The following is a 19,872-nucleotide window of genomic DNA, read 5'->3' on the forward strand; positions in this document are numbered from 1 at the left end:
CGGCGTAGCAGTACCTACGACTTCATGTCCGTACCGGAGCCCTTTTCCACATGACGAGCAGCACCGAGGCAACCCGCACCACCCCGCAGGTGGCGGTAAACGACATCGGTTCCGAGGAAGCCTTCCTCGCCGCGATCGACGAGACGATCAAGTACTTCAACGACGGCGACATCGTCGACGGCGTCATCGTGAAGGTCGACCGGGACGAGGTCCTGCTCGACATTGGTTACAAGACCGAAGGCGTCATCCCCTCTCGCGAACTGTCGATCAAGCACGACGTCGACCCCAATGAGGTCGTCGCCGTCGGCGACGAGATCGAGGCCCTTGTCCTCCAGAAGGAGGACAAGGAAGGCCGACTGATCCTCTCGAAGAAGCGCGCCCAGTACGAGCGCGCCTGGGGCACCATCGAGAAGATCAAGGAAGAGGACGGGATCGTCACCGGTACCGTCATCGAGGTCGTCAAGGGTGGTCTCATCCTCGACATCGGCCTCCGTGGCTTCCTCCCCGCCTCCCTGGTGGAGATGCGCCGCGTCCGCGACCTGCAGCCCTACGTGGGCAAGGAGCTCGAGGCGAAGATCATCGAGCTCGACAAGAACCGCAACAACGTGGTCCTGTCCCGCCGCGCCTGGCTGGAGCAGACCCAGAGCGAGGTCCGCCAGACCTTCCTCACCACCCTCCAGAAGGGCCAGGTGCGCTCCGGCGTCGTCTCCTCCATCGTCAACTTCGGTGCGTTCGTGGACCTGGGCGGCGTCGACGGTCTCGTCCACGTCTCGGAGCTGTCCTGGAAGCACATCGACCACCCCTCCGAGGTCGTCGAGGTCGGCCAGGAGGTCACGGTCGAGGTCCTGGACGTCGACATGGACCGCGAGCGCGTCTCCCTGTCGCTCAAGGCGACCCAAGAGGACCCGTGGCAGCAGTTCGCCCGGACCCACCAGATCGGTCAGGTCGTCCCGGGTAAGGTCACCAAGCTCGTGCCGTTCGGTGCGTTCGTCCGCGTGGACGAGGGCATCGAGGGCCTGGTCCACATCTCCGAGCTGGCCGAGCGCCACGTGGAGATCCCGGAGCAGGTCGTCCAGGTCAACGACGAGATCTTCGTCAAGGTCATCGACATCGACCTCGAGCGCCGCCGCATCAGCCTCTCGCTGAAGCAGGCCAACGAGTCCTTCGGTGCCGACCCGTCCGCGGTCGAGTTCGACCCGACCCTGTACGGCATGGCCGCGTCCTACGACGACCAGGGCAACTACATCTACCCCGAGGGCTTCGACCCCGAGGCCAACGACTGGCTGGAGGGCTACGAGAAGCAGCGCGAGGAGTGGGAGCGCCAGTACGCCGAGGCGCAGCAGCGCTTCGAGCAGCACCAGGCGCAGGTCATCAAGTCCCGCGAGGCCGACGAGCAGGCCGCTGCCGAGGCGGGCAGCGCCGCCCCGGCGCCGGGCGGGCAGGCGGCCGGTGGCGGTGGCGGTTCGTACTCCTCGGAGTCGGCCGACAACTCCGGCGCCCTGGCCTCGGACGAGGCGCTGGCCGCGCTTCGCGAGAAGCTGGCCGGTGGCCAGAGCTGACCAGCCGCCGCTAGTCGGCACCAGCTGAGCAGGTAAGGCCCGCTCCCCCTGGGGAGCGGGCCTTACGCATGCCCATGGCGCCGGACACTGACCGAAACGGAGTCCACGGTCACGCCCCGGGCGCCGTCGATCCTGATGCCCTCCTTGCCGCCGTTGACCGTGATCCCCCTGACGGTCCAGTACGAGGCGCCGTTCAGCCGCAGCCCATAGGCGCCGTTGGCGGTGAGGACCGCCTTCGAGGAGCCGGTGAGGGTGATCCGCGAGCCGGAGGTGCCGGAGGCGGTGATCTCGAAGCTGCCGTGGTACCTGCCGTCGGCGAGCCGGATCGTATCGCCGGGCCGGGCCCCGGCGAGGGCCGCCCTGAGCCCGTCCGCGTCATCGACGGAGATCGGGACGGCGGTGGCGGCGGGGGCCTCCCGCCCGGTCATGCCCGCCGCCACCAGCCCGCCGGTGGCGATCAGTCCGGTGACGACGGCGGTGAGGAGGGTGCGTAATCGGGTGGGTGTGCGGCCGGAGGAGTGCATAGGAGGCTGCCTTCCTGTGCCGTGGCCAGAGGTGAACACGCTGGGTTCGGGACAGTGAACGCCGGATGACATGATGAACCGCTGACGGCTGGCGAAGATAGGCGTGCCGCATATGCGCGTCAACCCCGCGACGTGCGCCGACGTCGAGATCGGGCCGCTTCCGCTCGCCCCGGTGGGCCGTTGGGAACGTCGCCCGAGTGGCCGCTTGGAGATCCGGGTTTCAGGGCCGCTCAGCCATCGAAGGTCCCGCCCGGGGAATGCCCCCGCCCCCGTTCGGTGTTCTTGCGAGCGAACACGAGGAGGAGCGGTCACAGTGCATGATCCGCAGGAGTTGTACACATGGGAACCGAGCGGGCTGGCGGAGGTCGACGCGATAGCCTCGCGGGACTCGGCCGGGCTGGTGCTGCTGTACCACTTCGACGGCTATATCGACGCCGGCGAGACCGGGGACCAGATCGTGGAGCGGCTGCTCGACGGTCTGCCGCGCAAGGTGGTCGCGCGTTTCGACCATGACCGGCTGGTCGACTACCGGGCCCGGCGCCCGCTGCTGACCTTCCAGCGCGACCGGTGGACGGCGTACGAGACCCCGAAGATCGAGCTGCATCTGGTGCGCGATGCGACCGCGGCCCCGTTCCTGCTGCTCACCGGGCCGGAGCCGGATGTGGAGTGGGAGCGGTTCGCGGCGGCCGTGGGCCAGATGGTCGAGCGGCTGGGCGTCAGGCTCGCGGTGAACTTCCACGGCATCCCGATGGGCGTGCCGCACACCCGGCCGGTCGGCATCACCCCGCACGGCAATCGCACCGATCTGATGCCCGGTCACCGGGGCTACTTCGACGAGGCCCAAGTGCCCGGCAGCGCCGAGTCCCTGATCGAGTACCGGCTCGCCGAGGCGGGCCGCGATGTGCTCGGCGTGGCCGCGCATGTGCCGCACTATCTGGCCCGGTCGGCCTATCCGGACGCGGCGCTCACCGCACTGGAGGCCATCACCGCGGCCACCGGTCTGGTGCTGCCGGGGCCGACGCACGCCCTGCGCAACGAGGCCCTGAGGACGCAGGAGGAGATCGAGCGGCAGATCTCGGAGGGCGACGAGGAGCTGGTCGCGCTCGTACGGGGCCTGGAGCACCAGTACGACGCGGTGGCCGGGGCCGAGAGCCGCGGCAATCTGGTCGCGGAGCCGGCCGAGCTGCCCTCGGCGGATGAACTGGGCGCGGAGTTCGAACGGTTCCTCGCCGAGCGCGAGGGCGACGGCGGAGCCTGACCGATGACCCCACCGGCGCGCCGTATAGCGTGGGCCCCATGCTGAACCTGGGGCTCACGGGCGGAATCGGCGCGGGCAAGAGCGAGGTCTCACGAATCCTGACCTCATTGGGGGCGGTGCTGATCGACTCGGATCTGATCGCTCGCGAGGTGGTCGAGCCGGGCACGCCAGGACTGGCCGCCGTGGTAGCCGAGTTCGGCCCCGAGGTGCTGACCGCCGACGGCCGTCTGGACCGGCCCAGGCTCGGCGGGATCGTCTTCAGCGACCCGGAGCGGCTGAGCGCGCTGAACGCGATCATCCATCCGCTGGTCCGGGACCGCTCCGCCGAACTCCAGGCGGCGGCCGCGCCCGACGCCGTGGTCGTCCATGATGTTCCGCTCCTGGCCGAGAACAAGCTGGCGCCGCTCTACGACCTGGTCATGGTCGTGGATGCCACGCCCGAGACCCAGCTGGACCGGCTGATACGGCTGCGCGGCATGGCCGAGGACGAGGCGCGAGCCCGGATGGCCGCACAGGCCACCCGCGCGGAACGGCTGGCGATCGCCGATGTCGTGATCGACAACAATGGCCCGATCGAGGCGCTGGAGCCGCAGGTCAGAAAGGCCTGGGCGGACCTGGTGCAGCGGGCGGCCACCGGGGAGGGCTGAGCGGGGGCGCGGTGCGCGGTGCGTGCCGGGCCCGAGCCGGGGCGCGGTGCGCGGAACGGCCAGGGCCGAGCCGGGGCGCGGTGCGGAGCGTGCGGCGGCCCGTGGCGGGGAATGCGGCGTGCGGGGTGATTGTTGTGCACCCCGTAGCGAACGATCATCCGTGACGGTTCATCCCATCCCCTCACTCCATCCACCGCCTCACCACCGAGTACGTACCCGGGGAAGGAAACGGCTGTGCCCGAGCCCACGCCCGAGACCCACGTCATCGACTTCCGCGCCGCCGAGCACCTGCTCGCCGCCCGAGATCCACGAGGCGCCGTCAAGCTGCTCGACTCGGTCATCAGCGCCCACCCCGAGAACACGGCGGCCCGGCTGCTCCGGGCGCGCGCGTTCTTCGGCGCGGCCCAGCTGCGCTCGGCGGAGCTGGAGTTCCAGCTCGTCCTGGAGCGTGAGCCGGACAACGCCTTCGCCCACTTCGCCCTGGCCCGCACCCTGGAGCGGGCCAACCGCCCGGCCGAGGCCACCCGCCACTTCCGGCTGGCCGCGGCGCTCGATCCGCGCCCGGACTTCGTGGAGGCGGCCCGGTTCGGTGAGAAGGGCGGCCGGGACGGATAGGCGGGGCGCGGGCTGAGCCGCGGCGCTCGCCGGGGCCCGACCGCCGCGTGCCGCCGTAGGCGCCGTTGCGCGGCGGGCGCCCGTGCCCCGGTCAGCGCCAGAGGGCGAAGCCGCCGAGGATCACCGCGCCCAGCAGCACCACCCCGCCGAGGCCGAGCGCCACTCCGCGCTGACGGGCGAAGTCGTACGGGTCGGCCTCCCGTCCCCGCCGTGTCTCCCGCCGCCCGTACGGCTCTCCGCTTCCGGAGAGCATCAGCCCGAGCGCACAGAGCGCGATGCCGATCGCCAGCACCCCCATGACGGCCCCCCTGTCGCGGCAGGTACTCAGCTGGTACTGGGCAGTATCCCCCGGAACGCGGTGCTCCCCGCCGTCGATATCCCGTCACCGTCAGAGCGGCGTGCCCGCCTTACGGTGCCCATGTGCTCCAGGACGGCGCCGCCCTTACGGTGTCCCACGCTTCAGCGGCGCCGCCCTTACGGTGCCCACCGTTGAGCGGCGCCGCCGTTACGGAGTCCGCCGCCGCCCTTACGGTGCCCACCGTTGAGCGGCGCCGCCGTTACGGAGTCCGCCGCCGCCCTTATGGAGTCCTTCGCCGCCCGCGGCTCCGCCTGCGCTCGGCGATCGGTGCGTACGGCGGCACATCCCGGCCCGGCTGATAGTGCGGCCCCTGCCGGATGTGCCGGATGACCAGGACGAGGTCGATCAGCGTGACGACGGCGAGTGCCCCGCACGCCGCCGCCCACCCCGGCCGTCCCGCGACCGCGAAGGCCACCGCGCCGCCGAGTGTCCAGAGCAGCCCCCACGTGGCCAGCCCCAGCCGCATCCGCAGCGGACTGCGCGCGTGGATCGGCTCATCGCCCGTTCGGATCAGCCGCATCGGCATGGCACCGCATCTCCCGTTTTCGGCTGGTTCCTTACGCTTTCCGCTCTCTCGAATCTACCGCCGAGGGGCGTCCACCGACACCTGAGATCATGTCGTGTGCATCCATACGGGACGGCATGGGACCAGGACGATGAGGAGCTGCCAGTGATCCGCCAGTCATGGGACGAGACGGCCGCCAAGCGGGCCCGCATCCGCGGCTGCCTGCTGGGCGGTGCGATCGGCGACGCCCTCGGCAATCCCATCGAGTTCCTGTCCCTGCGGTCGATCCGCGAGACCCACGGCCCCGCGGGCGTCACCACCCTCGTCCCGGACGGCAGCGGAGTCGTGGGCCGGGTCACCGATGACACCCAGATGACACTCTTCACGGCCGAGGGCCTGATACGGGCCCACGCCAGAACCTCGTCCAAGGGCCTCGAAGGGTCCGAGACCGCCGTCGTCCGCCATGCCTATCTGCGCTGGCTGGACACCCAGAACCACCCCGGGCCGCCGCCCGCCGAGGGCACCGGGGACCTGGTCCGCTCCGGCTGGCTGCGCACCCAGCCCTGGCTGTACGCCCGCCGTGCCCCCGGCAACGCCTGCCTCTCCGGCCTCACCGCGAAGCACGTCCCCGCCCCGCGAGCCCCCCTCGACGGCACCCCCGGCCCGGTGAACACCGGCTCCAAGGGCTGCGGCACCGTGATGCGCTCGGCGCCGTTCGGCCTCACCGGTCTTGACCCCCGCGACTGCTTCGAACTCGCCGCCCGCTGTGCCCAGATCACCCATGGCCATCCGACGGGCTACTACGCGGCCGGTGCCCTGGCCGCCATGATCGCCTGCCTGCTCGACGGCGAGTCCCTGGAAGGCGCGACCCTGCGCACCCTGGAACTCCTCGCCCGCTACCCCGGCCACGAGGAGACCACCGCCGCCCTCCGTAAGGCGGTCGACCTGGCGGCTGAGGGCGATCCGACCCCCGAGAAGGCCGAATCGCTCGGCGGCGGCTGGGTCGCCGAGGAGGCGCTGGCCATCGCGGTCTACAGCGCTCTGGCCCGCACCCCGGCCCAGCAGATCCTGTACGGCCCCGGCGGCAAGATCAGCTATGACCCGGCACCCCCGCGCACCCCCGTCCAGGCGGCCCTGCTGCTCTCCGTCAACCACTCGGGCGACAGCGACTCGACGGGCTCGATCTGCGGCAACATCCTCGGCGCCCACCACGGCGACCTCCGCCTCCCGCCGTCCTGGCTGTCCCTGACCGAGGGCCGCGGCACGATCGCCGAACTCGCCGACGACTTCGCCTCCGAGTTCCACCGTTCGGTGGAGCTGTACGAGCCCTACGACGACGTGGTCTTCCCCCGCGACCGTTACCCGCTCAGCTGACCGCCCCCCAGGCGGCTCAGACCGCCCCCGGGACTCAGACCCCTCCGGGGCCGTCCGTGCGGCCGCGCCGGAACCGGCGCTGGAGCTTGTGGAGGAAGGGGAAGCGCTCGCGCTTCTCGCGGGTGCTGCGGTCGAGCTCCTCCATGAGCCGCTTGGAACGCTGCTCCATGTCGAGTTCGTCGAGGACGCGGTCGATCTCCGCGAGCAGGGCACCGTGCAGCTGCCACTGGCGGGGGTGCTCCTGGACGCGGCGCAGCAGGAGGTCGGCGCCCCGGTCGCGGCTGGCGTGGGCCTTGACGAGCTCGCTGGAGAGGCGGGCTTCGGCCTCCTCGGCATTGGCGCTGACCTGGGTGGTGACCAGGACGGCGAAGCTCTCGACGGCGGCGGCGAGATGGATGAAGAGATCCTTAAGGGCATCAGCCACGTCCGGGGGGAAGAGGGGTTCGTCCGTCCGCGCCCTGGCGAGGTCGGTCAGGGTGCGGGACATGACGCGCAGGATGACGGTGCAGATCTCCAGCGTGTCCAGGCCGGTGCGGAGCACCACGCGATAGAGGAGGCCCTCCTTGACGCGGGGGTTGAGCCGCACACTGTCCTCCGCCTGCCGGAGCGCCGCGTCGACCTGGGAGATGTCGTGGTCGAGGCGGCGGGCCTCGTAGAGCCGGGCGGCGGCGCGGTCGACGGCCATCTGGCTGCCCAGCTCCTCGGCGATGTGCAGCAGCAGCTGACGCATCCGGCGGGCCAGATCCTCGATGGACTTGCCGGCCGTCTCGACCCACACCGGAGGCGCGAGCAAGAAGTTGAAGCCCATCCCGACACCGGCCCCGATGAGGGTCTCCAGCACCCGGTCCCAGGCGTAGGTGGTCACCTGTGCCACTCCCAGGACCAGCATGGCGCTGATCGCCACCTCCTGGACCCAGTCGCCCACGCGTGTGAGATAGCCGGCGGTCTGGGCGGCAAGGATGATCAGGCAAAGACTCCACCAGGTCAGCCCCACCAGCACGCTGAAGGCGACGGCGATCAGGACGCCCACGACCACGGCCTCGACCCTGCGGAGGCTTCTGGTGAGGGTCGCGTAGAGGGTGACCTGGACGACGAGGAGGGCGGTCAGCGGCGCGGTGAGGGGGGCGGGTTCCTTGCTGAGCTCGAGGGCGACGACGTAGGCGATGGTCGCGGCCGCCGTGGAGCGCACGGTCTGGACGACGACCGGGTCATGGCGCCGTTTGACGAGCTCCGCCAGTGGGTCGAGAACATCGGGCACGTACATGCCCCTTCCACGCCGAGGGGGCCGCCATGTCATCGGGTTTCGCGGACGGGTTAACGTGTCGGGCGTGATCAGCCCATTCAACGGAACGCAGGGGACGGGGGACGGCGCGGCGCTTCCCGGAAGCGCCGGCCCGGCCGCCACCGTCGAGGCTCATCCGCGCCAGGTCGGGCGGGTACGGACGAGTTACGCACCCGATCCGGACGGGGACCCGGACCCCGGCGAGATCGTCTGGACATGGGTGCCGTACGAGGAGAACGACGGCCGTGGCAAGGACCGGCCGGTGCTGGTGGTCGCGCGGGAGCGGGCCGGGACGCTGCTCGCCGTGCAGCTGTCGAGCAAGCGGCACGACGGCGACCGCGAGTGGGTGCCGATCGGCTCCGGGCCGTGGGACCGCGCCGGGCGGGAGTCATGGGTCGATGCGGACCGGGTACTGAGGGTGCACCCGGACGGAATGCGGCGCGAGGCGTGCGCGCTCGACCGGCCGCGCTTCGACCTGGTCGTGATGCGGCTGCGGCAGCGGTACGGCTGGAGCTGAGCGCGGCTCGGCGCGTCTCCGGCCGATGCCGAGGAAGCGTCTCAGCCGTCGGCCAGCGCCAGCAGCTTGGTGACCGTGTTCCAGTTGCGGGCGGTGGTCGGCACCCCCAGCCGGGCGTTGGTGACCTTCCCCGCCAGCTTGGAGCGGCCGACCCCGTCCGGGCAGCACAGGAAGATCTCGCGGCCGATGAGGCGGAACGCGTCCGGGGCGTAGGCGGCCGGATCCAGCGCGTCCAGAGCGGCCGTGTCCGCGGGCACGGCCGCCAGGAAGACCACATGCAGGGTCTTGGGCTCGGCCACGGCCTCCGGATAGGGGTTGGCCTCGATCGCCGCGGCCAGCTCGTCGCGCGTACGGACCATGACGTCCACGGGAAAGCCGAGACCGGCGGCGAAGTGGTCCTCGAGGGTACGGGCCGTCTGCCCGGGCGGGGTGCCGGGGTCGGCGAAGACGATATTGCCGGTCTGGAGGTGGACGGTGACGTCCTCGAAGCCCAGCTCGGCCATCAGCTCACGCTGCCGCGCCATGGGGAACTTCCTGTTCCCGCCCACATTGATGCCGCGGAGCAGCGCTATCTGAGATGCCATGGCCGGAGCGTACCCCTCCCGGAGCCCCTGGCTCTGGCCCCTGGCCTCTGTCCTCCGGCCCCTGGAGCCCACAGCCCTCGGGCCCACGGCATGATGGGGGCGTGCGGCTCGAAGCGATCACCTGGGAACGGCTGACCGACGCGACCGCCGACCGCATCGCCGGGCTGACGGCGGCGGACGGCAGCCCCTGGCTGAGAGTGGCCGTCGACGGGGCCCCGGCGGCGCCCACCGGCGAGCTGGCGCGGGATCTGGCCGAGGCGCTGCGCGTCCTCGGCCGCCCGGCGCTGGTGGTCGCGGCGGCGGGGTTCTGGCGGCCCGCCTCGCTGCGCTACGAGTACGGGAAGCGGGACCCCGACGCGTACTACGACCGCTGGCTGGACACCGGCGCCCTGTGGCGCGAGGTCTTCGATCCGCTGGAACCGGGGCCGGGCGGCACCGGGCGGGTGCTGCCCGACCTGTGGGATCCGGAGACCGACCGGGCCACACGCAGCCCGTACGCCGAACTCGCGCCGGGCGGGGTGCTGTTGCTGCACGGCGCGCTGCTGCTGGGGCACTGGTTCCCGTTCGACCTCTCGGTGCATCTGCGGCTGTCCCCGGCCGCCCTCGCCCGCCGTACCGACGAGGGCGACCGCTGGACCCTGCCCGCCTTCGCGCGCTACGAGGACGAGGTGGGGCCCGGTGAGGCGGCGGATGTGGTGGTGCGGATGGACGACCCCCGGCATCCGGCCTGGCACCGCCCGGAGCCGTAGCCGGGTACGTTTCGAGGCGGTGCGCAGGGGGTCAGGTCCGGGTCTGCGCGCAGGGGTCACTTCTTGGTCGGCGGGCATTCCTTCCAGGCGAAGTGATAGGTGGTGCTCACATCGCCGTCCGTCGAGTCCATGGCGATGAAGCTGGTCGTTTCCTGGGTGTTGGACGTTCCGGCGTTGACCCGCAACTCGGTGTTGATGTTGAAGTTGCGGAGTTCACCGCAGGGCGACCACACCACAGTGGCGATATCGGATACGTCGGTGGCCTGCCAGTTGTCGTCGTAGGCGCCGTTGTAGCTATGCGTGTTCGACGAGGTCTGCGACTGCCCCTGGAAGTAGTACGAGGCTTTCTGCGTGGCGGACGCGCCCTTTTCCAGATGGGCGAAACCACGGTAGTCGACACTGGCGATGGCGTAGGAGAAGCCCTGTGGCACATGCGTGACGAGACTCAGCTGGCAGTTCTTTCTGAAGTCCGTCGGCTTGGAACCCTTGCCCACCTGCGCGAGATACTCGCTGTAGGTCACGGTGAAGGCAGTGTTGTCCGGGGAGACGGCGATCGCCGCGGTGCCCGCCGGGCAGCCCGACCCATTGACGGTCGCGACGGTGATCACGATCTTGTCGGGCGGCACGGTGTCGAACGGGGGTTGTGCATATGCCTGCGAAGTGAGCGTCGAGGCGAATAACGCCGCGACCACACCGCCTGCGTAGAGAACACCGGGCATGATTCTCCATTCGATGGTGGATTTACCGGGCTACCGGACGGCGGAAGGGCATTCCTTCCAGGCGAGGTGGTAAACCGTGTTGACCCCGCCGTCCGTCGAGTCCATGGCCATGAAGCTGGTGGTGCCCGCGGGAGAGGTGCCGGCGTTGACCCGCAGCTCGGTGTTGACGTTGAAGTTGCGGTCCTGGCCGCAGGGGGCCCACACCAGGGCGCTGTAGTCGGTGCTGTCGGTGGTCTGCCAGTTGTCGTTGTACGGACCGCCGAAGTCATGGGTCCGTGACGCGGTGTCCGCCGAGCCCTGGAAGTAGTAGCTCGCCTTCTCGGTGCCCTTGGCGCCCTTTTCGAGGTAGCCATAGCCCCGGTAGTCGACCTGGGCGATGGCGTAGGTGAACCCCTGCGGCACATGCACGCCCAGGCTGAGCTGGCAGTTCTTACGGATGTCGGTCGGGTCCGCGCCGGGGCCGACCTCGGCGAGATAGTCGCTGTAGGTCACGGTGAACGCCGAGTTGTCGGCGGCGACGGCCACGGCGGTGGTGCCCTTGGGACAGCCCGAGCCGTTCACCGTCTTGACGCTTATCTGGATCTTTTCCGGCGGCCCATCAGGGGCCGAGGAAACACCCTGGGTGGAAAGGACCGAGGCGAATAGCGCCGCGGCCGCGCCGCCCGCGAGCAGAACACCGGACATGGCTCTCCAATTCGATCACTTGTTGGGGACGTAGTTGAGCGATGAATTTCCGATGAGCGGGAAGAGCGAGGAAGAGCGGGGGTGCGGGGCGTGCGGGAAGTACCGGCAGAGCGGGTGGCACGCGCGATCGGTGGAGCGGGAAGAGCTGAAGAGCGTTATCGCGCGGTACGGTTCGTACGGCCGAACGCAATGAGAGCCCCATGCCCGGCTGGTGACGGAAAGCCAGGGCGATGGGCGCTCTTAAGATAAGGGCGATAGACAAGCACCACAAGACGGCCGCGGAATTCCGGAACAAGATATTTCCGTCCGGCCGGGAAGGGCGATTCAGAAGAGCGGTTGCGGAAGAACGCCTTCCAGTGCCAGCAGGATGCGCTTGGTCTCCAGCCCGCCGCCGAAGCCGCCGATGCCGCCGTCGCTCTCCACCACTCGGTGGCACGGCACCACGACCGGCAGCGGATTGCTCCCCATGGCCATGCCGACGGCGCGGGCCGCGCCCGGCTCACCCACCCGGTCGGCGAGGTTCTGATAGCCGACGACCGTGCCATAGGGCACATGGGCGGCCAGCTCGCGCAGTACCCGGCGGTTGAAGCCGGTGATCAGGGACCAGTCCAGGGAGAGAGTGAACGCCTTGGCCTCCCCGGCGAAATAGCTCTCCAACTGCCGTATCGCCTCGGCGAGATGCCCGGCGCAGCGAGGTGCGGACGGGGCGGTCGCGGTGCCGGGGGCCGTGGGCGGCACGGCGGTGGGCTCGGTGCCGAGGCGGCGCGTCAGCCTGGCGACGGCCTCGGCCGCCGTCTTCTCCTCCGCGTGGAAGACCACCCGGGCCACCCCCTCGTCGGTGGCCGCGAGCAGCAGCGGGCCGATGGGCGTGGCCAGGACCGCCCAGGCCCAGGCGCGCGCGTCCGGCCCCTCCGGGCGCTCCCGCGGGTCCGGCTGTGTCTGCCGCTCTCCGATCGTCACGCCTTCAGCGTAGAACCCCCCACCGACAGTGCCGCCGACAGCGCCCCGCCGGTCGGCCGGCAGGGCGCTTCGCCAGGGGGAACCGTGGCTCACGAGGCGTCGTCGAGGGCGTCCCGGATCACATCGGGCTTGTTGGTGATGATGCCGTTCACGCCCATGGCCGCGACCGAGACCGCCGTCGGGCCGTCGTTGACGGTCCAGGTGTAGACCTCCAGCGGCTTGCCGTGCGCCCCGTCCACCGACCGCACCGCGGACACATAGCCGGCGTCGATGGTCGTGTAGCTGGGGTTGATCTGGTCGGAGAACTCGGCGTACTCCGGCAGGTCGGCGACGGCCGGGGTGCCCAGGAAGCCGGTCTTGACGTCCGGCCGCAGCCGGTGGACCGCCCGCACGGAGTCGGCGCTGAAACTCTGGACGATCAGCCGGCGCTTGTGCCGGTGGTCCAGCCAGCCCTCTCTTCGCAGCTCCCGCAGCGTCTGGCGCTCGATCCCCGGATAGAGCTCGGGAGCCTTGAGCTCCAGCAGGAGCTTCTGATGGTTGTCCGAAACCCGGTCCATGTACTCCTCCAGAGTGGGCACCCCCTCGCCCTGGAACTCGGGGCCGAACCAGCTTCCGGCGTCCAGCTTCTCGATCTCGTCGAGGGTGAAGTCGGAGATCTTCCAGGGCGCGCGGTCCGGGAAGACCTGCTCGACGTCGGTGGTCCGGCTCAGCGTGGTGTCGTGCATGACGATCAGCTCGCCGTCCCTGGTGCGCTGGACGTCGTTCTCCACCCAGTCGATGCCCAGGTCGTCGGCGGCGTCGACGGCGGCCAGGGTGTTCTCGGGGGCGTACGCGGAGGCACCGCGATGGGCCACGGTGACCGTGTGGTGGTGCGTCGTCCGGCCGGTGGCCTGGGCCGTGGCCGTGGGGAGGAAGAGCGCGGACATCCCGATGAGCGCGCCGGTTAACGCGGCGGCCGGGCGGATCTGCATACGGACTCCTCGCGTCGTGTGGTTCTCGTCCGACTCATGGACGGGCAGAGGCTGCCAGATGTGCGGCTGTGGAGGATAGATGCCGGATGGACGGAAAATTCGTGCCACGGGCGACATCGTGTGCATGATCGTCCGAATCCGGCCAGAGGGCCGGGGCGAGGGTGGCGTGGACGAGCGCTCCGCCGTTGTCAGTGGTGAGTCGTACGGTTGGTCTCATGCGGCCCGTAACTCAGCTCGAACGCAAGGTGGCGCCCTTCGAGGTCGTCAGCCCCTATCAGCCCAGCGGTGACCAGCCCACCGCCATCGCCGACCTCGACCGGCGCGTCCGCGCGGGGGAGAGGGACGTCGTCCTGCTCGGCGCGACCGGCACCGGCAAGTCCGCGACCACCGCATGGATGATCGAGAAACTTCAGCGGCCCACGCTGGTCATGGCTCCGAACAAGACGCTGGCCGCCCAGCTGGCCAATGAGTTCCGCGAGCTGCTGCCGAACAACGCGGTCGAGTACTTCGTCTCGTACTACGACTACTACCAGCCCGAGGCGTACGTCCCGCAGTCGGACACCTATATCGAGAAGGACTCCTCGATCAACGAGGAGGTGGAGCGGCTGCGCCACTCGGCGACGAACTCGCTGCTCACCCGGCGTGACGTGGTCGTGGTGGCCTCCGTCTCCTGCATCTACGGCCTCGGTACGCCGCAGGAGTACGTGGACCGTATGGTGCGGCTCAAGGTCGGTGAGGAGATCGACCGCGATCAGCTGCTGCGTCGCTTTGTCGATATTCAGTACAACCGCAATGACATGGCTTTCACCCGGGGCACCTTCCGGGTCCGCGGCGACACCATCGAGATCTTCCCGGTTTACGAGGAGCTCGCGGTCCGCATCGAGATGTTCGGCGACGAGATCGAGGCGCTGTCCACGCTCCATCCGCTCACCGGCGAAGTGATCAGCGACGACCAGGAGCTGTATGTGTTCCCGGCCACCCACTATGTGGCCGGGCCCGAGCGCATGGAGAAGGCCATCGCCGGGATCGAGGCCGAGCTCACCGAGACGCTGGCCCGGATGGAGAAGCAGGGCAAGCTGCTGGAGGCCCAGCGGCTGCGGATGCGCACCACCTACGACATCGAGATGATGCGGCAGATCGGCACCTGCTCCGGCATCGAGAACTACTCGCTGCACATCGACGGCCGTGAGACCGGATCCCCGCCGCACACCCTGCTGGACTACTTCCCGGAGGACTTCCTCCTGGTCATCGACGAGTCGCATGTCACGGTGCCGCAGATCGGCGCGATGTACGAGGGCGACGCCTCCCGGAAGCGGACCCTGATCGAGCACGGCTTCCGGCTGCCCTCCGCACTGGACAACCGCCCGCTGAAGTGGGAGGAGTTCCTGGAGCGCGTCGGCCAGACGGTCTATCTCTCGGCCACCCCGGGGACGTACGAGATGTCCCGCGGCGACGGCTTCGTGGAGCAGATCATCCGCCCGACCGGCCTGGTCGACCCGGAGGTCGTCGTCAAGCCGACCGAGGGCCAGATCGACGATCTCGTCCATGAGATCCGCACCCGCACCGAGAAGGACGAGCGCGTCCTGGTCACCACCCTCACCAAGAAGATGGCCGAGGACCTCACCGACTACATGCTCGAGTTGGGCATCCAGGTGCGCTATCTGCACAGCGATGTGGACACCCTGCGCCGGGTGGAGCTGCTGCGCGAGCTGCGCGCCGGTGAGTTCGACGTACTGGTGGGCATCAACCTGCTGCGGGAGGGCCTCGACCTTCCGGAGGTCTCGCTGGTCGCCATCCTCGACGCGGACAAGGAGGGCTTCCTGCGCTCGGGCACCTCGCTGATCCAGACCATCGGCCGTGCCGCTCGTAACGTCTCGGGCCAGGTGCATATGTACGCCGACAAGGTCACCCCGGCGATGGCGAAGGCCATCGACGAGACCAACCGCCGCCGCGAGAAGCAGGTCGCGTTCAACAAGGCCAACAAGATCGATCCGCAGCCGCTGCGGAAGAAGATCAACGACATCGTGGCCCAGATCGCCCGCGAGGACGTCGACACCGAGCAGCTGCTCGGCACCGGCTACCGCAAGGCGAAGGACGGCAAGGGCGCGAAGGCGGCCGAGCCGGCGGCCGGCGGCAAGGCGGCCAAGGGTGGCAAGGCCAAGGCCGCCAAGGGCAAGGCCAAGGAGGCGGTGCTGACCGACCGGCCCGCGGCCGAGCTCGCCGAGCAGATCGAGGAGATGACCGACCGCATGCGGGCCGCGGCGGCGGAGCTCCAGTTCGAGGTGGCGGCCCGACTGCGCGACGAGGTCTCGGAGTTGAAGAAGGAGCTGCGGCAGATGAGGGAGGCCGGAGTTTCCTGATCACCGGGCGCCCCGGGTCCTCACCGGGGCGCCCGCGGGTTCCCTGTGTTGCAAGACCGACACAAAAGTCCGCTCGTCCGGCCGGAGCCCTGGCCACAGTGCATAGGGTTTTCGGAAGGGCCGTGCGTACGGCGCGGCGACGGCCGCACACCCGCGGCGGCCACGGGGAATCGAGAGATGAGAGTAGGGACAGCGCGTGACGGTCAACATGTCCAAGGGACAGGCCATCAGCCTGCAGAAGGCCGACGGGGGCACCCTGACCGCGGTGCGGATGGGGCTGGGCTGGCAGGCGGCGCCCCGCCGCGGGCTGTTCGGCTCCCGTACGCGGGAGATCGACCTCGACGCGTCGGCCGTCCTCTTCGCCGACAAGCAGCCGACCGATGTCGTCTTCTTCCGCCACCTGGTCAGCGACGACGGCTCGGTTCGCCACACCGGTGACAACCTCGTGGGCGGCGCCGGACAGGGCGGCGACGACGAGGCGATCCTGGTCGACCTCCAGCGGGTGCCCGTCCACATCGACCAGATCGTCTTCACGGTGAACTCCTTCACCGGCCAGACCTTCGCCGAGGTGCAGAACGCGTTCTGCCGGCTGGTGGACGAGACCAACGGCCAGGAGCTCGCCCGCTACACCCTCACCGGCGGCGGGCAGTACACCGCCCAGATCATGGCCACGGTCCAGCGCGCGGGCGGTTCCTGGCAGATGAAGGCGGTCGGCGAGCCGGCCAACGGCCGCACCTTCCAGGACCTGATGCCGCACATCCTGCCGCATCTGTAAAGGCGTACCGCATCTGTAGAGGCGTACGGCATCTGGCGTACCGCCCAGGTGAGCGCGTCGGCCCGGTTGAGCAGAGCTCGCCGGGCCGACGCGCTCACCGCACCACCGCACCACCGCACCACCACACAACACGTAGGGCACACAGCGGAACACAACGAGGGGACGCAGCCATGACGGCCGAGCTGGTCCGAGGGCAGAACCACCCGCTGCCCCAGACCCGTTTGGAGATCCGGATCTCTGCGGGCAATCCGATCGTGGCCGGGGCGACACTCGGCGATGAGCGGGGCACGGTGCACGGCGCCGAATGGGTCGCGCATCCCGCCTCGCCCCAGCTGGCCGGGATAGAGGTGCCCAGACAGGCGGCGGCCGACCACCGGCTCGCCGTGGACCTCGACGCGATGCCCGAACACATCCACCGGGTCACCGTGCTGCTCGCGCTGCCGGCCGGCGTCGGCGGCCCGACCCGGTTCGGCGCCATGGCCGCGCCGTTCGTCGCCGTCACCGGCCTCGACGGCACCGAGATCGCCAGCTACACCATCACCGATCTGGACTCGGAGTCCGCGGTGGCGGCCCTGGAGCTCTACCGCAGGCAGGGCGCCTGGAAGGTGCGCGCCATCGGCCAGGGGTACGCGGGCGGGCTGGCCGCCATGCTGCACGACCAGGGGCTGGAGCAGGGCACCGACCTCGCGGCGCGGATCAACGAGGCGGTGGCCCGCGGCGTGGCCCGCTCGGTCGCCCAGCCCCCGCCCCGCCCGGAGGGCGACGGCCGGGTGCGCACGGCCGCCGCGGGCGGCGGCACCGACCCGGCCCCCGCCCAGCCGCAGACCCCGCCGCAGCAGCCGCAGGGCACGCCCGCGGCCGGAGGGTCCATCGACTACCAGCACCCGGGCCGCCGCACGGCCGCGCCGCCCACACCCCCGCCCGCGGCGCCCCCCGTCGCGCCCGGGCAGCCCGCCCAGCCGGTCGCGGGCGACGCCTCCGGCTGGTCCATGGACGAGCGGCTCTACAACCAGGTCTGGGGCATGTTCGAGGACCTGGCCCGGACGACCGCGGCCTACCGCAGCGCGGTGGACTTCGCCGAATCCCGCATGGAGCAGGAGCTGGACCGGGTGCTCTCCGACCCGCGCACCCGGGTGGGCCCGGCCGCCGACTCCGCGCGCGCCGAGGCGCGCGCCAAGCAGACCGACCTTGTCGAGCAGGCCCGGATCGCCCTCGATCGCGATCTGGCGCAGCTCATCGCCGAGGCCGAGGTGGTGGAGCCCGCGCTGCCGTACGCGTACGCCCGCTGGGACAGTCCGGTGTGGCAGGCGTACCAGGTGCCGATGGAGGTTCCGATGGCCCTGCGCCTGGGCGATCTGTACCTTCCGGAGCGTGCCGATCTGCGCATCCCGATGCTGGTGCGGCTGCCGCTGGAGCGGGGGCTGTGGATCGACGCCGGGCGTTCGGGCTCGTTCGACGGGCCGGCCGACTCCGGTGAGCTGCGCAGGCTGGCGGCGGACGCGGCGGTGGCGATCGCGGCGCGGATGCTGGCCGTCTATCCGGCCGGGGAGTTCGCGGTGCATGTGATCGACCCGGCGGGTTCGGCCGCGGGCTCTTTCGCGCCGCTGGTGGGGGCGGGTGTGCTGGCCGAGCCGCCGGCGGCCGGGGCCCAGGGGGTCTCGGCGGTGCTCGCCGCGCTGACCCAGCGTGTCGACCTGGTGCAGATGGCGATCCGCAGCCGGGCCACGGACGCGCTGCCGCCGGATCTGGACACCGCCGAGCAGCTGCTGATCGTCCATGACTTCCCGCACGGCTTCGACGACCGGGCCGTCACCCAGCTGCGCTATCTGGCGGACGAGGGGCCCTCGGTGGGCGTGCATCTGATGATGGTCGCCGACCGCGAGGACGCGCGGGCCTACGGTCCGGTGCTGGACCCGCTGTGGCGGTCGCTGCTGCGGCTCACGCCGGTGGCCGACGACCATCTCGCCGACCCCTGGGTGGGCCACGCGTGGACGTACGAGCCGCCGATGGTGCCGCCGGGCAGCCGGGTGCTGGACCAGGTGCTGGGGGAGGTGGGGAGGGCCGCGCAGGCTCTGAGGGCCGCGCGGGCCCGCCAGTCCTATGGCGGCTGACCAGGGCTGATTGGGTCCTGACCAGGACTTTTGCCTTTCTCTTTACTCTTTCATGGGGATTCCTGTACTCTCTTTTACGCGGAGGGGAGTACTCCTTAGCGGTGTTCCCGTCACCACGGATTCCGTCCGGCACCAGGAGGCCGGACGGAATCCCGGGGCACCGGTCCACGGCGCGGTCCATGGGCGGAAGAGACCTCCGGCAGCGACGACGCTGAGACTGCCGTACGAATGCCGGAGGAACCGTGGACGTATCCGTGACCATGTGGGGGCTGACGATCATCGGCCTCTGCGCCCTGATCGCCGTCGACTTCTTCATAGGCGGCCGCAAACCGCATGAGGTCTCCATCAAGGAGGCCGGGATCTGGACCGCCGTCTGGGTCGCACTCGCCGGGCTCTTCGGGCTCGGGCTGCTGGTCTTCGCCGGCGGCCAGCCCTCCGGCGAGTTTTTCGCGGGCTTCATCACCGAGAAGTCGCTGAGCGTCGACAACCTCTTCGTCTTCGTCCTGATCATGGCGAAGTTCGCCGTGCCGACGATCTACCAGCAGCGCGTGCTGATGGTGGGTGTGCTCATCGCCCTGGTGCTGCGCGCGGTCTTCATCGCCGCCGGCGCCGCGATCGTCTCGACCTTCGCCTGGGTCTTCTACATCTTCGGCGCCTTCCTCATCTGGACGGCCTGGAAGCTCATCCAGGAGGCGCGGGCCGATGAGGAGGAAGAGGAGTTCGAGGAGAACCGGCTGCTCAAGGCGGTCGAGAAGCGGTTCCCGTCCACCGACCGGTACCACGACACCAAGCTGTTCATCGTGGAGAACGGCAAGCGGCTGATGACCCCGATGCTGATCGTCATGCTGGCGATCGGCACCACCGACGTCCTCTTCGCGCTGGACTCGATACCCGCGATCTTCGGCCTCACCCAGGACCCGTACATCGTCTTCACCGCCAACGCCTTCGCGCTGATGGGCCTGCGCCAGCTGTACTTCCTCATCGGCGGCCTGCTCAGGAAGCTGGTCCACCTCTCATACGGACTGTCGATCATCCTCGGCTTCATCGGCGTCAAGCTGGTGCTGCACGCGCTGCACGAGTCCGGGGTGCATGTGCCGGAGATCAGCATCCCGGTCTCGCTCGGCGTCATCTGCGCGGTGCTCGCCGTCACCACGGCCACCAGTCTGTACGCCTCGAGGAAACAGGCCCTGGCGGAGGCGGGGAGCGGGGAGGACCGGGCCCGGGACAAGGACAGCGTCGACGTCTGACGGCGCCCGCGGCGTCACCGCCCTGACGGCGCCCGAGAGCGCCCGGCGGCGTCCGGCAGCTGTCCAGTCCAGG

The 19,872-nt window shown here is 70.1% G+C and carries 20 protein-coding genes; 11 read left to right on the plus strand and 9 right to left on the minus strand.

The features are described from left to right. Positions 1 to 50: 50 nt before the first annotated feature. A complete protein-coding gene (gene rpsA / locus ACMTAK_RS36810) occupies positions 51 to 1,559 on the plus strand; it encodes a 30S ribosomal protein S1 (RefSeq protein WP_020872175.1) in 1,509 nt (502 codons plus the stop codon). Between the two features lie 62 nt (positions 1,560 to 1,621). Here the strand turns inward: rpsA and ACMTAK_RS36815 are convergent, their stop codons facing one another. Next, positions 1,622 to 2,083 (minus strand): right-handed parallel beta-helix repeat-containing protein, encoded by a 462-nt coding sequence (locus tag ACMTAK_RS36815; RefSeq protein WP_413810164.1) that lies wholly within the window; start codon positions 2,081 to 2,083, stop codon positions 1,622 to 1,624. Between the two features lie 313 nt (positions 2,084 to 2,396). Here ACMTAK_RS36815 and ACMTAK_RS36820 point away from each other — a divergent pair, with 313 nt between their 5' ends. From ACMTAK_RS36820 to ACMTAK_RS36830, 3 genes are all read left to right on the plus strand, one after another. After that, positions 2,397 to 3,341: a PAC2 family protein gene (locus tag ACMTAK_RS36820; RefSeq protein ID WP_413810165.1), complete on the plus strand. Its 945-nt coding sequence runs from the start codon at positions 2,397 to 2,399 to the stop codon at positions 3,339 to 3,341. A 38-nt stretch (positions 3,342 to 3,379) separates the two neighbouring features. Continuing rightward, positions 3,380 to 3,988 (plus strand): dephospho-CoA kinase, encoded by a 609-nt coding sequence (coaE, locus tag ACMTAK_RS36825; RefSeq protein WP_413810166.1) that lies wholly within the window; start codon positions 3,380 to 3,382, stop codon positions 3,986 to 3,988. 234 nt (positions 3,989 to 4,222) lie between these two features. Next, a complete protein-coding gene (locus tag ACMTAK_RS36830; RefSeq protein ID WP_044577125.1) occupies positions 4,223 to 4,603 on the plus strand; it encodes a tetratricopeptide repeat protein in 381 nt (126 codons plus the stop codon). A 91-nt stretch (positions 4,604 to 4,694) separates the two neighbouring features. Here the strand turns inward: ACMTAK_RS36830 and ACMTAK_RS36835 are convergent, their stop codons facing one another. Further along, positions 4,695 to 4,901: a hypothetical protein gene (locus ACMTAK_RS36835; RefSeq protein ID WP_413810167.1), complete on the minus strand. Its 207-nt coding sequence runs from the start codon at positions 4,899 to 4,901 to the stop codon at positions 4,695 to 4,697. A 280-nt stretch (positions 4,902 to 5,181) separates the two neighbouring features. Then, a complete protein-coding gene (locus ACMTAK_RS36840; protein WP_413810168.1) occupies positions 5,182 to 5,487 on the minus strand; it encodes a DUF6343 family protein in 306 nt (101 codons plus the stop codon). Between the two features lie 144 nt (positions 5,488 to 5,631). On the opposite strand from ACMTAK_RS36840, the gene ACMTAK_RS36845 reads away from it, so the two are divergent. Continuing rightward, positions 5,632 to 6,840 (plus strand): ADP-ribosylglycohydrolase family protein, encoded by a 1,209-nt coding sequence (locus tag ACMTAK_RS36845; RefSeq protein ID WP_413810169.1) that lies wholly within the window; start codon positions 5,632 to 5,634, stop codon positions 6,838 to 6,840. A gap of 34 nt (positions 6,841 to 6,874) precedes the next feature. Here ACMTAK_RS36845 and ACMTAK_RS36850 read toward each other — a convergent pair whose 3' ends face one another. Beyond that, on the minus strand, positions 6,875 to 8,098 hold the full coding sequence (locus ACMTAK_RS36850; RefSeq protein ID WP_413810170.1) for an FUSC family protein: 1,224 nt from the start codon (positions 8,096 to 8,098) through the stop codon (positions 6,875 to 6,877). 70 nt (positions 8,099 to 8,168) lie between these two features. Here ACMTAK_RS36850 and ACMTAK_RS36855 point away from each other — a divergent pair, with 70 nt between their 5' ends. Continuing rightward, positions 8,169 to 8,639, plus strand: coding sequence for a type II toxin-antitoxin system PemK/MazF family toxin (locus tag ACMTAK_RS36855; protein WP_413810171.1), 471 nt, complete (start codon positions 8,169 to 8,171; stop codon positions 8,637 to 8,639). 41 nt (positions 8,640 to 8,680) lie between these two features. On the opposite strand, the gene ACMTAK_RS36860 is transcribed toward ACMTAK_RS36855, so the two are convergent. After that, complete coding sequence (locus ACMTAK_RS36860; protein WP_413810172.1) at positions 8,681 to 9,223, minus strand: DUF1697 domain-containing protein; 543 nt, start codon at positions 9,221 to 9,223, stop codon at positions 8,681 to 8,683. Between the two features lie 101 nt (positions 9,224 to 9,324). Here ACMTAK_RS36860 and ACMTAK_RS36865 point away from each other — a divergent pair, with 101 nt between their 5' ends. Further along, entirely contained in the window at positions 9,325 to 9,972 is a 648-nt protein-coding gene (locus ACMTAK_RS36865) for a nucleoside/nucleotide kinase family protein (protein ID WP_413810173.1), read from the plus strand. 56 nt (positions 9,973 to 10,028) lie between these two features. Here ACMTAK_RS36865 and ACMTAK_RS36870 read toward each other — a convergent pair whose 3' ends face one another. From ACMTAK_RS36870 to ACMTAK_RS36885, 4 genes are all read right to left on the minus strand, one after another. Next, complete coding sequence (locus ACMTAK_RS36870) at positions 10,029 to 10,691, minus strand: DUF4360 domain-containing protein (RefSeq protein WP_044577138.1); 663 nt, start codon at positions 10,689 to 10,691, stop codon at positions 10,029 to 10,031. A 30-nt stretch (positions 10,692 to 10,721) separates the two neighbouring features. Then, positions 10,722 to 11,375: a DUF4360 domain-containing protein gene (locus ACMTAK_RS36875; protein ID WP_413810174.1), complete on the minus strand. Its 654-nt coding sequence runs from the start codon at positions 11,373 to 11,375 to the stop codon at positions 10,722 to 10,724. 324 nt (positions 11,376 to 11,699) lie between these two features. Continuing rightward, a complete protein-coding gene (locus ACMTAK_RS36880) occupies positions 11,700 to 12,335 on the minus strand; it encodes a methylated-DNA--[protein]-cysteine S-methyltransferase (RefSeq protein ID WP_413810175.1) in 636 nt (211 codons plus the stop codon). 89 nt (positions 12,336 to 12,424) lie between these two features. Beyond that, positions 12,425 to 13,306 (minus strand): glycerophosphodiester phosphodiesterase, encoded by an 882-nt coding sequence (locus tag ACMTAK_RS36885; RefSeq protein WP_413100583.1) that lies wholly within the window; start codon positions 13,304 to 13,306, stop codon positions 12,425 to 12,427. 215 nt (positions 13,307 to 13,521) lie between these two features. Between ACMTAK_RS36885 and uvrB the strand changes: the two genes are divergently transcribed. The 4 genes from uvrB (at position 13,522) to ACMTAK_RS36905 (ending at position 19,799) form a co-directional block, all read left to right on the plus strand. Next, positions 13,522 to 15,666 (plus strand): excinuclease ABC subunit UvrB, encoded by a 2,145-nt coding sequence (gene uvrB / locus ACMTAK_RS36890; RefSeq protein ID WP_413810176.1) that lies wholly within the window; start codon positions 13,522 to 13,524, stop codon positions 15,664 to 15,666. A gap of 196 nt (positions 15,667 to 15,862) precedes the next feature. Continuing rightward, positions 15,863 to 16,441, plus strand: coding sequence for a TerD family protein (locus tag ACMTAK_RS36895; protein ID WP_210949447.1), 579 nt, complete (start codon positions 15,863 to 15,865; stop codon positions 16,439 to 16,441). A 170-nt stretch (positions 16,442 to 16,611) separates the two neighbouring features. Next, positions 16,612 to 18,552, plus strand: a complete 1,941-nt coding sequence (locus ACMTAK_RS36900; protein WP_413810177.1) for a TerD family protein — start codon at positions 16,612 to 16,614, stop codon at positions 18,550 to 18,552. Between the two features lie 242 nt (positions 18,553 to 18,794). Then, positions 18,795 to 19,799: a TerC family protein gene (locus ACMTAK_RS36905; protein ID WP_413810178.1), complete on the plus strand. Its 1,005-nt coding sequence runs from the start codon at positions 18,795 to 18,797 to the stop codon at positions 19,797 to 19,799. Positions 19,800 to 19,872: the final 73 nt, after the last annotated feature.

It is taken from the genome of Streptomyces lacaronensis (assembly GCF_047337785.1).
GTDB classification, from domain to species: domain Bacteria; phylum Actinomycetota; class Actinomycetes; order Streptomycetales; family Streptomycetaceae; genus Streptomyces; species Streptomyces lycopersici.

What these genes read in the sequence shown, in the direction of transcription:
- ACMTAK_RS36900 (WP_413810177.1), top strand. Translation starts at nt 16,612, where the DNA reads ATGACGGCCGAGCTGGTCCGAGGGCAGAACCACCCGCTGCCCCAGACC.
- ACMTAK_RS36835 (WP_413810167.1), bottom strand. Translation starts at nt 4,901, where the DNA reads ATGGGGGTGCTGGCGATCGGCATCGCGCTCTGTGCGCTCGGGCTGATG.
- coaE (WP_413810166.1), top strand. Translation starts at nt 3,380, where the DNA reads ATGCTGAACCTGGGGCTCACGGGCGGAATCGGCGCGGGCAAGAGCGAG.
- ACMTAK_RS36875 (WP_413810174.1), bottom strand. Translation starts at nt 11,375, where the DNA reads ATGTCCGGTGTTCTGCTCGCGGGCGGCGCGGCCGCGGCGCTATTCGCC.
- ACMTAK_RS36860 (WP_413810172.1), bottom strand. Translation starts at nt 9,223, where the DNA reads ATGGCATCTCAGATAGCGCTGCTCCGCGGCATCAATGTGGGCGGGAAC.
- rpsA (WP_020872175.1), top strand. Translation starts at nt 51, where the DNA reads ATGACGAGCAGCACCGAGGCAACCCGCACCACCCCGCAGGTGGCGGTA.
- ACMTAK_RS36885 (WP_413100583.1), bottom strand. Translation starts at nt 13,306, where the DNA reads ATGCAGATCCGCCCGGCCGCCGCGTTAACCGGCGCGCTCATCGGGATG.
- uvrB (WP_413810176.1), top strand. Translation starts at nt 13,522, where the DNA reads ATGCGGCCCGTAACTCAGCTCGAACGCAAGGTGGCGCCCTTCGAGGTC.
- ACMTAK_RS36840 (WP_413810168.1), bottom strand. Translation starts at nt 5,487, where the DNA reads ATGCCGATGCGGCTGATCCGAACGGGCGATGAGCCGATCCACGCGCGC.
- ACMTAK_RS36870 (WP_044577138.1), bottom strand. Translation starts at nt 10,691, where the DNA reads ATGCCCGGTGTTCTCTACGCAGGCGGTGTGGTCGCGGCGTTATTCGCC.
- ACMTAK_RS36815 (WP_413810164.1), bottom strand. Translation starts at nt 2,083, where the DNA reads ATGCACTCCTCCGGCCGCACACCCACCCGATTACGCACCCTCCTCACC.